This is a genomic window from Pygmaiobacter massiliensis (assembly GCF_900199435.1).
Taxonomy (GTDB): domain Bacteria; phylum Bacillota; class Clostridia; order Oscillospirales; family Ruminococcaceae; genus Pygmaiobacter; species Pygmaiobacter massiliensis.
This window is the reverse complement of the sequence record NZ_OAML01000002.1, coordinates 413,604-427,134: the sequence shown is the minus strand read 5'-3', so window position 1 is coordinate 427,134 and position 13,531 is coordinate 413,604. Positions and strand designations below refer to the sequence as shown.

Here is a 13,531-nt window from a genome sequence, read left to right as displayed (position 1 = left end):
CAGCCGAGCAAGCTCGACGGCTGTTGATACGAAGAATACAACTACTCCCTTTTGCTTTTTCCAATATACGGCAAAAAAGGGGCAATGTCAAGCAGACAATTTTAATTAGTTGTCCTGTACAGCGCTAAAAATAGTCGGTTTTGCCTGATAGAGCACAGCGGCGCCAATTGTGGTCAAAATCAGCTCAACACCCATGTAGCTGCCGTTGTAAGTAAGGCTGTAAAGCCACAGTGGCATATCAGAGGGCGCATAGGCTGCCCAAATTAAAATACCGGAGAAAAAGCTGCACAGAAAACGGATGACACAAACCGCAGCAGTACCTACTGCAACACCGGTAAGTTTGTTTTTAAAGGGCTTTGCGAAAGCGGCCGCAGTGCCAAGCAGAGAGAATGCAAGCACGTAATCCAGCATAATCATGCCAAAAAAGGCAAGTGCAGTGCCGGCGGGCGGTGCGTAAAACCCAAGCAGCATCTGCAAAAGGCTGTTGGCAAGGCCGGTCAAAAGGCCCCATTTAACGCCGTGCCGAAAAGATACCAGAATAAAAGGCAGCATCGAAAGCAGTGTAACACTGCCGCCGTTGGGCAGCTCGATGAGCTTAATCATGGAAAGAATCGTGCCAATGGCAATCATCAGTGCACATTCTACCAGCGTGCGAGTTTTAGAAAAAGTTTGGGTCATAGTTTGAGTACCTCCGTAAAATAAAAGTACATAAAAACAAATAACACCCGCCTTGCAGTGATGCAAAACAGGTGTTACCCAAAAGTTTAGGGGACAGAGGTGAGAAACACGCCTCTGCTATATTAAACTTCCTACGCCGGCATTATCCGGATCAGGTTAAAGGGTTACTGCAATAACAGCTCTCAGCCTTTCGGCACCCCTGTTTTTATGTCCTTGTTTATTCTATCGCAGCGTGCCGGAATGTCAATACCTTTTTGCGATTTTTCAAGTGTGGGCTCAAAAAACATCATAGGGAGGCTGATAAAAGCAAATCGCGGCCTGTATACAGCACCTGTCAAAAAACGAGGTATTGTATCTCGACAGTGACTGGTTGATATGATGTGCTGAACCAAATAAGATGAAAAAGAGGTGCAAAATGAAAAACAGCAAGCACTGCCCGAAATGTGGCGGCAATAATATTATATGTGCACCAGGTACCGTCGGTCCCTATGGTGCAGGCAATCACATTTCTTGCGGCCTTACTAATTTAGGCGCGGTAAAGGTAGGTCGCTATGTTTGTTGTGACTGCGGCTTTTGTGAAGAATGGATTGACAAGGCTGATTTGGAGCGCCTTGAGCGCAAATACGGCGAGGAAAGATAACCACGCGGCAGAAACCGCGTGAAATAAACGGCGGCAGAAAGCACAATGCTCTCTGCCGCATTTATTTTAGCTATATGCTTATTTTACGTAAAAGCCGGCCAGTTTCATTTCAGAATCAAAAGAAATGGTAAACTGCGCAGTGCCGTCTTCGTACTTTGCAACGAGAACTGCAACGCCGTAGCCATCCTGCCCAAAGGTGGATTCCTCTGTGTACTCTTTAAAATCACCAAGCTGCTCAGAATAGCTTTCCCACACCTCTTCAATTTTTTCGGCACCGCCTGCCTGGGTAAGAGTAGCGTCCATTTTGGCGGCAATTTCATCGTACTTTTCGTTTTCCAGTTCCGTAACAATTTCGCGTGCTGCGCTAAGTACGGTTTCTTTATCAAAGCCGTCGGGCAGCGGTTTTGCTCCGCAGCCGGTCAGCAGCCCTGCTGCCATCGTCAGCGCAAGGCATATGGTCAAAATTCTTTTCATCATGCTTCCTCTGTCCTTTCCGTTTGCTTATTGTATATAAGGTGACACTGCAATTTATGTAGCCGAAACTACTTATTTTTGCTGCTTTGCAAAGGTTTCGCAATATTCTTTTACGGCGCAGCGGTCACATTGCGGCTTACGGGCATCGCAAACAGCACGCCCGTGTAATACAAGCCGGTGGCAAAAGTCGTTGCTCTCTTCCGGGGGGATAATCTTCCACAAGTCCATCTCTACTTTTTTTGGTTCTTTGTTTTTGGTCAGCCCCATGCGCCCGCACAGGCGGATGCAGTGCGTGTCGGTGACAATGGCAGGTTTGCCAAACACATCGCCCATAATCAGGTTAGCGCTTTTTCTGCCAACACCAGGCAGGGCAAGCACCTTATCGAAGTCGTCGGGCACATTACCGTCGTATTTTTCTATCAGCTCGTTCATGCAAAGGTGAATATCTCGTGCTTTGGTGCGACCAAGGCCGCACGGCTTAACAATTGCTTCGATTTCTTCCGGCGTTGCGGCGGCAAGGGCAGCAGGGGACGGATATTTTTCAAACAGTTCTGAGGTGACGATATTTACGCGGGCATCGGTGCACTGTGCGGCAAGCCGTACCCCCACCAGAAGCTGCCATGCGTTTGCATAATCCAGCGTGCATTCTGCAAGTGGATATTCTTTTTTCAAACCTTCAATCACGCCCAGGGCGCGTTCTTTTTTACGCATATAAACCTCCCGGTTCAGTTTTTGAAAAGTATATCACAATCTGCACAGTTTGTCTTGTACTTTGTCTTGTACATTTCTTGGCAGCCGTGCTATAATTCTCCTTAGATGAGAGAAAATAAACAGGGCAAATATCTGCCCGCGTAAAGGAGCTGAACGACCGATGGCATACATCAATGCGCGCATTCGCAGCATTCTGCTGCAGCGCACCGTAGACGTCGATTTATATTTCCCCAACGACCTGCCGACCGAAATAGTGCCGGAAATTCGGGGCGTTGTTACGCTGCTGCACGGCTATAACGGATGCAGTGCAGACTGGTTCCATTTTTCCTCCGCCTGTCGCTATGCAGCGGACAATGGTCTGATTTTGGTTGCACCCAACTGTGACAATAGTTTTTATCAGGATATGGCCTATGGCGGGGCGTTTTACACCTATCTCACCGAAGAGCTGCCGCAGCTGCTGGGCAAAATGTTCCAGCTGCCGACAGAGCGGGAAAAGAATTTCATCGCAGGGCTTTCGATGGGCGGCTACGGCGCGATGATGGTAGGTATGAACCACCCAGAGCGCTACGCTGGCATCGGCTGCTTTTCCGGCGCCGTTGACCCGGGCATGATGATTGAATATGGCAAAAAAGAGCCGACACTGGCACACGCATTTGTGCCGGTATTTGGAGATTCGCTCCAAATTCCTGAAAATCGTAACCTCTACAAACTTGCAGCCAAAACGGCCGCATTGCCCCCAGAGCAGCAGCCCAAGATTTTGGTTACCGTCGGCAAGCAGGATTACGATGTCTATGGCATCCACCCGCAAAACGACGCACTGCGCGCTGCGCTGGAAAAACTGCCGCTGGCACAGTATCGCCATATGGAATGGGACGGCAACCATGAGTGGAAATTCTGGGACCGCAGTCTGGTTTACGCGCTGGATATGTTCCTGGGCAACCAGTATGCACAGGCGAAGCACGGCGACTGGCAATGCACACCCGAGGTAAAATAAACATGATTCACAACAGGAGGGACGGCAGATGAACAGCCCGCTTGCAGATCGTCTGCGCCCCAAAACGCTGGACGATGTAGCAGGACAAAAACAAATTTTGGCGCCGGGGACAGTGTTTCGCAAGAATATGGATGCCGGTCGTATCCCCAATATGATATTTTACGGCCCGTCCGGCGTAGGTAAAACTACGGTAGCCCGCATTATCGCAGAAAACAGCGGCATGCGGCTGCACAAGCTAAATGGCACGTCTGCTTCGACAGCTGACATCAAATCGGTCATTGCAGAAATTGGTACGTTGATGAGCCAGCAGGGCATTCTGCTCTACCTTGACGAGATTCAGTACCTAAACAAAAAACAGCAGCAAAGCTTGCTGGAGTGTATTGAAGATGGCAGCATTACGCTGATTGCTTCGACTACCGAAAACCCCTATTTTTATGTTTACAGTGCGCTGCTTTCCCGCTGCACAGTGTTTGAGTTTAAGCCGCTCTCTACCGAAGATGTAGCAGAAGGTTTTGCACGAGCGCTCAGACTGATGGAAACGCAGGAAGACTGCAAAATCGTGTTTGAAAACGATGCTTTGCGGCTGCTTGCCGGGGCTTGTGGCGGAGATATGCGCAAAGGTCTTAACAGCCTGGAGCTGGTGGTCGGCGCAGCTCGCTGTGAAGATGGCACCAAAATCATCAGCGAAGAGATGGTGCAGCAGGTAGCCCAGCGCAGCAGCATGAGCTACGACCGCGATGCCGACCAGCACTACGACACCCTTTCGGGCTTGCAGAAAAGCATTCGCGGTTCAGACCCGGATGCTGCGGTGCATTATCTGGCAAAGCTGATGGTAGCAGGCGATTTGATTTCGGCCTGCCGCCGGCTGCTGGTAATTGCAGCCGAAGATGTAGGGCTTGCGTACCCGCAGGCGATTCCTATTGTAAAAGCCTGCGTGGACAGTGCGTTGCAGCTGGGCCTGCCGGAAGCACGCCTGCCGCTTGCGGATGCTGCAATACTGCTAGCCACGGCACCAAAGAGTAATTCCGGTCATGATGCAATTAATGCGGCAATGGCCGATATTCAAAAAGGCCGTACCGGCCCAGCACCCCGCAACCTGCAAAACAAGCATTTCGACGGCGAGGATGCAAAAGTGAAAGGGCAGAACTACCTTTACCCGCACGATTATGAAAACCATTGGGTGAAGCAACAGTATTTGCCGGACAAGCTGGCGGGCACAACCTATTATCACTATGGTCCCAATAAAACCGAACAGGCTGCCAAAGCTTATTGGGACAGAATAAAAGGGGAACACTAAAGCTGAGAAAGCTGGTGCTTACTCAAAACCGTTTTTTATATTATAATACAATATTACAAAGTATCATCAGGAGGCAATAACTATGGCAACACCGCATAATAAAGCAGAAAAAGGCGCAATCGCAAAAACCGTGCTGATGCCGGGTGACCCGCTGCGCGCAAAATTCATCGCAGAAACTTTTTTGAAAGATCCTGTGCTTTTCAACGATGTACGCGGCATGCTGGGCTACACCGGCACCTATGAGGGACACCCTGTCTCGGTTATGGGGTCTGGCATGGGCATGCCCAGCATCGGCATCTATTCTTACGAGCTTTATAGCCAGTATGGCGTAGAAAACATCATCCGCATTGGCTCGGCTGGTTCTTACACCGAAAAAGCAAAAGTGTTTGATGTAGTGCTGGCAACCGGCGCTTACTCTGAGAGCAGCTATGCCAAAACCCAAAGCGGTTGGGATGAAGATGTTACCTACCCGAGCGAGAAGCTCAACGGTGCATTGCGCGACGCTGCCGAGAAACTGTCTATCCCGGTTATCGAAGGCACAATTCACTCCAGCGACGTGTTCTACCGCGAAAATAAAGAGCCGTACTGGCAGAAACTGCGCGATGAGCGCGGCTGCCTGGCTGTAGAAATGGAAAGCTTTGCGCTATTCAACAATGCACGAGTACTCGGCAAAAATGCAGCCTGCCTGCTGACCATCTCTGACAGCTTTGTTTCGCCCGAGATTACCACGGCAGAAGAGCGCCAGACCAGCTTCACCAATATGATGAAAATCGCCCTCGGGGCAGTGGCGGCGCTGTAAACTCAAAACTGCACCAAAGTACGGCTTGATGGATTTTTTCAGCCGGGCTACAATAAAATAGTAGAGCTCAGCGGCCCTGACCTTTTATCCTTTGAAAAGTCAGGGCTGTTTTGTCCCCTTTTGAAATGCTGAAGGAAAGAAGGTCTTTTTATGGATACCAAAGAATTAATCCGTCGCGCATTCGAGGCGCGCAAATATGCCTATACACCCTATTCTCATTTTCAGGTAGGTGCAGCCCTGCTGGCCAAAAGCGGGAAAGTCTATACCGGCTGCAACATCGAAAGCGCAAGCTATACCCCGACGAATTGCGCCGAGCGCACTGCATTGTTTAAGGCTGTCAGTGAAGGAGAGCGTGAGTTTGCGGCAATTGCCATTGTAGGCAGCAAAGAAGGCGAAGTTAATAGCTTGATTACGGCACCTTGCGGTGTCTGCCGTCAAGCCCTTTACGAGTTTGGCGGGCCAGACTTGGCTGTGATTATGGCAAAATCTGAAGAGGATTATGAGGAAACTACATTGGGGGCGCTTTTGCCTTACGGATTTGGCCCGGCAAACCTGGCTTAGCGAATTTCCGCAATTTACCAAAAACTTGGGCAAAAAAGTCACTCGTCGGGGCATGGATTTTGTGGATGTTATCAATTTGTCATTGTCTTTTTGCGTGTTTGTCGTTGAAATTGTGTTGGAAATGCGATATACTTTAGTACGGGCTGTAAAGCCTGTCTGAAACTTGCCCATTGGGCAACAAGAAAATTGAATGGAGAGTGTAAAGTTATGGCGAAAAAGATGCTGTGCCTCGTTCTGGCACTTGCTATGACCCTGACCTTCGTCGCTTGCGGCGGCAGTGCCTCCAGCGCACCGGCTGCTTCCAGCAAACCGGCTTCCAGCGAAGCTGGCAGCACCGCTACCGAAGGCGCTGAGATCGCGATGATCACCGATAAAGGCGACATCAACGACAAGTCCTTCAACCAGGGCACCTGGGAGGGCGTAAAAGCCTATGCAGATGCAAACGGCAAAACCTGCCAGTACTACAAACCCGCTGATGCAACCAACGACGAGTATGTCAACTCGATCGAGCAGGCCATCCAGAATGGTGCAAAAGTAGTTGTTACCCCGGGCTTCCTGTTTGAGGTACCTATCTACACCGTTCAGGAGAAATATCCCGATGTTTCTTTCATCCTGATCGACGGCAATCCCCACAACGATGATTACTCTGATTTTAAAACTGCTGACAACACCGTTGGTATCACCTTCTCTGAGGAGCAGGTTGGCTACCTCGCTGGCTATGCAGCAGTAAAAGACGGCAACACCAAACTCGGCTTCCTCGGCGGCCAGCCGGTACCGGCAGTTGTACGCTACGGCTACGGCTTCGTACAGGGCGCTGACGCAGCAGCTAAAGAGATGGGCGTTGACATCGAAATGATGTACACCAACACCGACGGCTTCGCAGCTACTCCGGAAGCCCAGGCTATGGCTGCTTCTTGGTACAAGAACGGCACCACCGTTATCTTTGCTTGCGGCGGCAGCGTTGGCAACAGCGTTATGGCAGCAGCAGAGGCTGAGGGCGGCAAAGTCATCGGCGTTGACGTTGACCAGAGCTCTGAGTCCGCAACCGTTATTTCCAGCGCTATGAAAGGCCTGGCAGAGGCTGTACAGCAGATGCTCGAGAAATACTATGCAAACGAGTTCCCCGGCGGCCAGAACCTGAACCTCGGCGCTGCTGAGAATGCACTGGGCCTGCCCATGGAGACCTCTAAGTTTGAGAAATTCACCGAGGAAGACTACAAAGCTCTGTTCGAGAGCCTGGCTTCCGGCAAAGTAACCCTGCAGAAGGACACCGATGCAGAGTCTGCTGATAAACTGAAGACCGAGAAATGCAAAGTTACCGTTGTAGCTCTGTAATTCTACCGCGTTCAGAATATCTTTTGCCATAAAGTGAAGGATAAACGGCGAGAGCAGAAAGCTCTCGCCGTTTTTTATGTTTAGCATTAAAGCCAAAACCTCGCCAATATTCTGCCAAAAACAGTTTACAAAATTTTCTAGGCATACTGACGATTTTCAGACACTCATTTTCGGAGGAATTTTCTTGTCACTTACTAGAAAAGATAGTATAATTAATCTATCTTGCGACTCGTATTAAGTCCAAATCAAAAAGGAAGGAAGTGGGTACAGAGTGAGCGAGTATGTCATTGAAATGTGCGATATTGTCAAGGAATTCCCCGGCATTATCGCAAATGACCATATCACCCTGCAACTCAAAAAAGGTGAGATTCATGCCTTGCTCGGCGAAAACGGTGCAGGCAAATCCACCCTTATGAGCGTTCTGTTCGGCATGTATCAGCCGGAGCACGGCGTTATTAAAAAAGATGGCCAAGAGGTCAAAATCAAAGACCCGAACGACGCAAACCGGTTAGGCATCGGTATGGTGCATCAGCATTTTAAGTTGGTGCACAACTTCACTGTGCTTGAAAATATCATCCTTGGTGTAGAAACTGTCAAAGGTGGCCTGCTGAAAATGGACGACGCACGCAAACGCGTGGTTGAGCTGTCAGAACAGTATGGCCTTTCGGTTGACCCTGATGCTATCATCGAAGATATCACAGTTGGTATGCAGCAGCGCGTTGAGATTTTGAAAATGCTTTACCGCGAAAACGAAATCTTGATTTTTGACGAGCCGACGGCAGTGCTTACCCCGCAGGAAATTGAAGAGCTGATGAAAATTATGAAAAACCTTGCCAAAGAGGGCAAGAGCATCCTTTTCATTACTCATAAACTTAACGAGATTAAAGCGGCAGCAGACCGCTGCACTGTGCTGCGCAAAGGCAAATACATCGGTACTATCGATGTAGCTCCGGCTTCGAAAGAAGAGATGAGCGAAATGATGGTAGGCCGCAAAGTTAGCTTGCAGGTAGAAAAATCCGACGCTGCCTGCGGCGAAAAAGTGCTCGAAGTAGAAGGCCTTTCGGTACACAGCAAAGTGGGCGGAAAGCACCTTGTCAAAGACGTTACCTTTAACGTGCGCCGCGGCGAGATTGTTTGCGTTGCTGGCATCGATGGCAACGGCCAGACCGAGCTGGTGCAGGCGATTACCGGTTTGATGAAAATTGACGCCGGCAAGGTCGTATTAAAAGGCGAGGACATTACCAATGCACACATTCGTAAGCGCAACACCAGCGGCCTTGGGCATATCCCCGAGGACCGGCACAAGCATGGTCTTGTTCTGGATTACCCACTTGCTTATAACATGGTGCTGCAGCGCTATTTTGAGCCGCAGTTCTGCAACCATGGCTTTTTGAAATTTGACGAGATTTATCGCTATTCCGATGCGCTGATTGAGAAGTTCGACGTGCGCAGCGGACAGGGCAGCGACACCATTGTGCGCAGCATGTCCGGCGGCAACCAGCAGAAAGCAATCGTCGCGCGTGAAATCGATCGAAATCCGGATTTGCTCATTGCGGTGCAGCCGACCCGTGGTTTGGACGTAGGCGCAATCGAATATATCCACAAACAACTGGTCAAAGAACGTGACGAAGGCCGTGGCATTTTGCTGGTTAGCCTTGAGCTTGACGAAGTCATGAATCTTTCGGACCGTATTCTTGTGATGTATGAGGGCGAGATTGTCGCCGAGCTGGACCCCAAAACTGTTACGGTACAAGAGCTGGGCCTTTATATGGCTGGCTCTGGCAAAAAGGAGGCCTAAGTCGTGAAAAAACAGAAAAACAGAGATTTCTCGGCGCTTGCCTCCTCGCTTGCAGCTATCGTTTGCGGCCTTTTGGTTGGTCTTATCGTTTTGTTTATTGCAGATTCAGGCAAAGCCATGCAAGGCTTTGGTGCAATTGTAACCGGCGGTATCGTCAACCGAAAGAATTTCGGACAGGTGCTGTACTATGCTACTCCGATTATCATGACCGGCCTTTCGGTCGGCTTTGCCAATAAAACAGGGCTGTTCAATATCGGCGGCCCGGGCCAGTACCTCGCCGGTGCATTTGCCGCCGTTTACGTCGGTGTAAAATGGACCTTTTTACCGGCCGGCCTGCACTGGATTGTTGCGCTGCTTGCAGCAGCGCTTGCGGGCGCGCTGTGGGGCCTTGTACCCGGCCTAATGAAGGCGTACAGCAATGTCAACGAAGTTATCACCTGTATTATGATGAACTATATCGGCCTTAACATGGTCAACCTGTTGGTGCGCCAGCTGTTGTTTGACCAGGCAAGAAATCAGAGCCGCCAGCCAGCAGCAACTGCGGTGCTTCCTAAAATGGGCTTTGATAAGTTCTTTGTGGCAGGTGCAACCCCTTCCAGTGTCAATATTGGCATTCTACTTGCGATGCTAATGGGCGTCGTGATGTATATCGTTGTCAATAAAACCAAATTTGGCTATGAATTAAAGGCCTGCGGTTACAACCGCGACGCAGCAAAATATGCAGGCGTCGACGAAAAACGCAGTATCGTGCTTTCAATGGTTATCGCGGGTGCACTTGCCGGCATTGGCGGCGCACTGTATTACCTTTCCGGCGCGGGTACCGGTATTCCTCTCACTGATGAACTCGCGGCAGAGGGCTTCAACGGCATCCCTGTCGCGCTGCTGGGTATGTCTCATCCCATCGGTATCGTGTTCTCCGGTATTTTCATTTCGTACCTCAAAGTTGGCGGCCAGAGCATGCAGGCCTTCGGCTTTGCCCCGCAAATCATTGATATCATCACCTCGGTTATCATCTACTTTGCGGCATTTGCGCTGTTCTTTAAACTTGTCATCGGCCGTATGCGCCGCAGAAAAGAAGAGAACGGTGTCATCAAAGCGAAAGGTGGTGAGGAGTAATGCATATGCTCTATTTCATCATCCAGCAGATGATGTACTTCTCAATTCCGCTTTTGATTGTTGCATTGGGTGGCCTTTTCAGCGAGCGTTCCGGTGTTGTTAACATCGCGCTTGAGGGCATCATGGTTATCGGCGCATTCTCCGGCATCTACTTCATCAATCAAACGCAGGGCGCGCTGCCCGGCCAGCCGGTTCTTCTACTTGCCATTTTGGTGGCAGCTGCTGCCGGCATGCTCATTAGCCTGCTGCATGCCTACGCTGCCATCAACATGAAGGCAGATCAGGTTATCAGCGGCACGGCAATCAACATTTTTGCCCCGGCTTTCGTCATCTTTGTGGCGCGTATGCTTCAGGGCGTGCAGCAGATTCCTTTTGTCAATCAGTTCCGCATTAACTCGGTGCCGGTGCTGGGCGACATTCCGGTCATCGGGCCGCTGCTGTTCCAGAACACTTATATCACCACCTATATCGGCGTTGGCATTCTGGTCATCAGCTGGCTGGTGCTGTACAAAACCCGTTTTGGCCTGCGCCTGCGCGCTTGCGGCGAACATCCGCAGGCGGCTGATTCCGTCGGTATTAACGTATACAAAATGCGTTATGCAGGCGTGCTGATTTCCGGCGCACTTGCAGGCATCGGCGGCTTGGTGTTCGTTATCCCGACCTCCACCAACTTTAATGCCACTGTTTCGGGCTACGGCTTCCTCGCGCTGGCGGTGCTTATCTTTGGCCAGTGGAAACCTTGGCGCATTGCCGGTGCAGCGCTTTTCTTCGGATTCATGAAAACGCTTTCGGCAGTTTACTCCGGCATTCCGTTCCTCGTGGGCTTGGGTATCCCGAGCAACATCTATAAAATGATTCCTTATGTGGCAACGCTGATTCTGCTGGCCTTTACCGGCAAAACGAGCTGCGCCCCGAAGGCAGAGGGTATTCCCTACGATAAGGGCTCGCGTTAATAAAAGCCCTTTACAATTGAAAAGTCCTATCAATATCCCTCGTCTCGGCAAAGGCGGGGGATATTCTGCCCTTTACTTTGCGAAGCGGTGCGTTTGTAAAATAAACAAAAACACTGGCTTTTGTGAATGTTTTGCGTTAAAGGAGAAACATTATGAGAATGTATGACATTATTGCAAGAAAACGTGACGGCGAGGTGCTCAGCCGCGAAGAGCTAGCTTTTGCTGTGCAGGGCTATACTGACGGCAGCATCCCGGATTATCAGATGTCTGCGCTGCTGATGGCAATTTACCTCAAAGGCATGACCAGCGAAGAAACGGCGGTGTTGACTGATTGCATGGCTCGCTCTGGCGATATGGTCGACCTTTCGGGTATCAAGGGCGTCAAGGTGGATAAGCACTCTACCGGTGGCGTGGGTGATAAAACCACCTTGGTAGTGGCACCTATTGTGGCGGCCTGCGGCGTTAAAATGGCAAAAATGAGCGGTCGTGGTCTGGGCCATACCGGCGGCACTGTCGATAAGATGGAAGCCATCCCCGGCATGAAAACCGTATTGGACCAGAAAGAGTTTTTTGCGCAGGTCAACAAAATTGGCCTCGCGGTGATTGGGCAAAGCGGTAACCTCGCACCGGCAGATAAAAAAATGTATGCACTGCGTGATGTAACTGCAACCATCGGCTGCATTCCCTTGATTGCCAGCAGCATCATGAGCAAAAAGCTCGCTGCGGGTTCTGATGCAATATTGCTGGACGTGAAAACCGGTAACGGCGCTTTTATGAAAACTCTCGATGAATCCATCGCCCTTGCAGAGGCAATGGTCGCCATTGGCGAGCACAATGGCCGCCGCACGGCAGCACTGGTAACAGACATGGATACACCGCTTGGCTATGCAGTCGGCAACAGTATGGAAGTGACCGAGGCAGTGGAAACCCTGCGCGGCCACGGGCCCGAAGATTTCACCACCGTTTGCCTTGACCTTGCGGGCGGATTGCTGGAGCTTGCTGGCCTCGGTGGTTTTGATGCCTGCCGTGCACTTGCAGAAGAAATGATGAAAAACGGCAAAGGTCTTGCAAAGCTGCGTGAAATGGTCGTGGCACAGGGCGGTGACCCGGCTGTGATTGATGACCCTGCTTTGTTTGAGCAGGCTGCGCTGCGGTATGAGGTAAAATCGCCAAAGAGTGGTTACCTTGCCCGTATGAACACCGAGCAGGTCGGCATTTCGGCCGTGCTGCTAGGCGCTGGCCGCGAAAAGAAAGAGGACAGCATTGATTTTTCTGCCGGTATTACACTTTGCAAAAAAGCAGGCGATGCGGTAGAAAAAGGGGAGACCCTTGCAGTGTTCTATACTTCTGATGAAGAGAAGGCAAAACGTGCAGAAGAGCTTTATCTTTCTGCTATGACCTTCAGCGAAACCAAGCCCGACCCTATCCCTCTTATTATGGCAAAGGTTACTCGCGACGGTGTGGTGCGTTTTTGACGAATGAGCGATAAAGTGGTATACTAAACCGAAATGCGTTTTGGAAGGTGTACTATGCGATACGATACCGTGCTGTTTGATTTAGATGGGACCCTCGCAGATTCCGCGCCCGGCATTACCGGGACGATGCAGAAGACGCTGCGTCAGTTTGGCATTGAAGAAAATCAAACGGCGCTTCGTCGTTACCTTGGACCTCCGCTGCGAGAGATGTTCGGCGATTATCTGCCGGCAGAGCAAGTGGAGGAAGCCGTCGCACTGTACCGGAAGTTTTATCATGAAGATGGCATCTTTAATGCTGCGCTGTACCCGGGTATTCCGGAGCTGCTGAAAGGCTTGAAAGAAGCAGGGGCTACCATTTGCCTTGCCACTGCAAAGCCGAAAGAGGCGGCGGTGCTGGTGCTGGGCCACTTTAACATTGCACGCTATTTTGATGTGATGGGCGGTGCACAGGAAGAACGGGGCATCTTTAACAAAACAGATGTGCTGCGAGACCTTTTGCACTGCACCGGCGCGGCGCCGGAACAAGTGGTTTTGGTCGGTGACCGGCAAGACGATATGCGCGGTGCAGCAAACTGCGGTATTGATGCCATTGGTGTGGCTTACGGGTATGCAAAGCCGGGCGAATTGGAAGCGTTTTCGCCTGTGCTTCTTGCAAAAGATGCCGGTGAGTTGCTATCTTTTTTGCGGTAATTTAAGAGAT

14 protein-coding genes and 1 riboswitch are annotated in these 13,531 nt (G+C 50.6%); of the genes, 11 read left to right on the top strand and 3 right to left on the bottom strand.

Annotated elements, in window-relative coordinates; translation table 11 throughout:
• Positions 1 to 105: 105 nt before the first annotated feature.
• Positions 106 to 678: an energy-coupled thiamine transporter ThiT gene (gene thiT, locus C1A11_RS02050; protein WP_102048765.1), complete on the bottom strand. Its 573-nt coding sequence runs from the start codon at positions 676 to 678 to the stop codon at positions 106 to 108.
• A gap of 111 nt (positions 679 to 789) precedes the next feature.
• A riboswitch (TPP riboswitch) is annotated at positions 790 to 889 on the bottom strand.
• Positions 890 to 1,093: 204 nt separating this feature from the next.
• On the opposite strand from thiT, the gene C1A11_RS02045 reads away from it, so the two are divergent.
• Complete coding sequence (locus C1A11_RS02045) at positions 1,094 to 1,318, top strand: hypothetical protein (RefSeq protein WP_102048764.1); 225 nt, start codon at positions 1,094 to 1,096, stop codon at positions 1,316 to 1,318.
• A gap of 78 nt (positions 1,319 to 1,396) precedes the next feature.
• Here C1A11_RS02045 and C1A11_RS02040 read toward each other — a convergent pair whose 3' ends face one another.
• Positions 1,397 to 1,795: a DUF3887 domain-containing protein gene (locus C1A11_RS02040; protein ID WP_102048763.1), complete on the bottom strand. Its 399-nt coding sequence runs from the start codon at positions 1,793 to 1,795 to the stop codon at positions 1,397 to 1,399.
• 69 nt (positions 1,796 to 1,864) lie between these two features.
• Positions 1,865 to 2,503, bottom strand: coding sequence for an endonuclease III (nth, locus tag C1A11_RS02035; RefSeq protein ID WP_102048762.1), 639 nt, complete (start codon positions 2,501 to 2,503; stop codon positions 1,865 to 1,867).
• Positions 2,504 to 2,663: 160 nt separating this feature from the next.
• On the opposite strand from nth, the gene C1A11_RS02030 reads away from it, so the two are divergent.
• The 10 genes from C1A11_RS02030 to C1A11_RS01985 all read left to right on the top strand — a co-directional run bounded on the left by C1A11_RS02030 (position 2,664) and on the right by C1A11_RS01985 (position 13,521).
• Positions 2,664 to 3,497 carry an alpha/beta hydrolase gene (locus C1A11_RS02030; RefSeq protein ID WP_102048761.1) on the top strand — a complete coding sequence of 278 codons (834 nt, stop codon included), beginning with the start codon at positions 2,664 to 2,666 and terminating at the stop codon, positions 3,495 to 3,497.
• Positions 3,498 to 3,525: 28 nt separating this feature from the next.
• On the top strand, positions 3,526 to 4,794 hold the full coding sequence (locus tag C1A11_RS02025; RefSeq protein ID WP_102048760.1) for a replication-associated recombination protein A: 1,269 nt from the start codon (positions 3,526 to 3,528) through the stop codon (positions 4,792 to 4,794).
• A gap of 82 nt (positions 4,795 to 4,876) precedes the next feature.
• Positions 4,877 to 5,593 carry a purine-nucleoside phosphorylase gene (gene deoD / locus C1A11_RS02020; RefSeq protein ID WP_102048759.1) on the top strand — a complete coding sequence of 239 codons (717 nt, stop codon included), beginning with the start codon at positions 4,877 to 4,879 and terminating at the stop codon, positions 5,591 to 5,593.
• Positions 5,594 to 5,743: 150 nt separating this feature from the next.
• Entirely contained in the window at positions 5,744 to 6,154 is a 411-nt protein-coding gene (locus C1A11_RS02015; protein WP_102048758.1) for a cytidine deaminase, read from the top strand.
• 207 nt (positions 6,155 to 6,361) lie between these two features.
• Positions 6,362 to 7,489 (top strand): BMP family lipoprotein, encoded by a 1,128-nt coding sequence (locus C1A11_RS02010; protein ID WP_102048757.1) that lies wholly within the window; start codon positions 6,362 to 6,364, stop codon positions 7,487 to 7,489.
• Between the two features lie 292 nt (positions 7,490 to 7,781).
• Positions 7,782 to 9,287, top strand: a complete 1,506-nt coding sequence (locus tag C1A11_RS02005) for an ABC transporter ATP-binding protein (RefSeq protein WP_102049214.1) — start codon at positions 7,782 to 7,784, stop codon at positions 9,285 to 9,287.
• 3 nt (positions 9,288 to 9,290) lie between these two features.
• Complete coding sequence (locus tag C1A11_RS02000) at positions 9,291 to 10,403, top strand: ABC transporter permease (protein ID WP_180950213.1); 1,113 nt, start codon at positions 9,291 to 9,293, stop codon at positions 10,401 to 10,403.
• Positions 10,403 to 11,356, top strand: coding sequence for an ABC transporter permease (locus tag C1A11_RS01995; protein ID WP_102048756.1), 954 nt, complete (start codon positions 10,403 to 10,405; stop codon positions 11,354 to 11,356). Before C1A11_RS02000 ends, C1A11_RS01995 begins: the two co-directional genes overlap by 1 nt.
• A gap of 152 nt (positions 11,357 to 11,508) precedes the next feature.
• Positions 11,509 to 12,831 (top strand): pyrimidine-nucleoside phosphorylase, encoded by a 1,323-nt coding sequence (locus C1A11_RS01990; RefSeq protein WP_102048755.1) that lies wholly within the window; start codon positions 11,509 to 11,511, stop codon positions 12,829 to 12,831.
• A gap of 54 nt (positions 12,832 to 12,885) precedes the next feature.
• Entirely contained in the window at positions 12,886 to 13,521 is a 636-nt protein-coding gene (locus tag C1A11_RS01985) for an HAD hydrolase-like protein (RefSeq protein WP_180950212.1), read from the top strand.
• The last annotated feature ends 10 nt before the right edge of the window (positions 13,522 to 13,531 follow it).

Bases quoted from the DNA above. Each gene is read 5' to 3' on its own strand.
- C1A11_RS01995 (WP_102048756.1), top strand. From the start codon at position 10,403: ATGCATATGCTCTATTTCATCATCCAGCAGATGATGTACTTCTCAATT.
- C1A11_RS02045 (WP_102048764.1), top strand. From the start codon at position 1,094: ATGAAAAACAGCAAGCACTGCCCGAAATGTGGCGGCAATAATATTATA.
- deoD (WP_102048759.1), top strand. From the start codon at position 4,877: ATGGCAACACCGCATAATAAAGCAGAAAAAGGCGCAATCGCAAAAACC.
- C1A11_RS02040 (WP_102048763.1), bottom strand. From the start codon at position 1,795: ATGATGAAAAGAATTTTGACCATATGCCTTGCGCTGACGATGGCAGCA.
- C1A11_RS02010 (WP_102048757.1), top strand. From the start codon at position 6,362: ATGGCGAAAAAGATGCTGTGCCTCGTTCTGGCACTTGCTATGACCCTG.
- thiT (WP_102048765.1), bottom strand. From the start codon at position 678: ATGACCCAAACTTTTTCTAAAACTCGCACGCTGGTAGAATGTGCACTG.
- nth (WP_102048762.1), bottom strand. From the start codon at position 2,503: ATGCGTAAAAAAGAACGCGCCCTGGGCGTGATTGAAGGTTTGAAAAAA.
- C1A11_RS02030 (WP_102048761.1), top strand. From the start codon at position 2,664: ATGGCATACATCAATGCGCGCATTCGCAGCATTCTGCTGCAGCGCACC.
- C1A11_RS01990 (WP_102048755.1), top strand. From the start codon at position 11,509: ATGAGAATGTATGACATTATTGCAAGAAAACGTGACGGCGAGGTGCTC.
- C1A11_RS02005 (WP_102049214.1), top strand. From the start codon at position 7,782: ATGTGCGATATTGTCAAGGAATTCCCCGGCATTATCGCAAATGACCAT.
- C1A11_RS02025 (WP_102048760.1), top strand. From the start codon at position 3,526: ATGAACAGCCCGCTTGCAGATCGTCTGCGCCCCAAAACGCTGGACGAT.
- C1A11_RS01985 (WP_180950212.1), top strand. From the start codon at position 12,886: ATGCGATACGATACCGTGCTGTTTGATTTAGATGGGACCCTCGCAGAT.
- C1A11_RS02015 (WP_102048758.1), top strand. From the start codon at position 5,744: ATGGATACCAAAGAATTAATCCGTCGCGCATTCGAGGCGCGCAAATAT.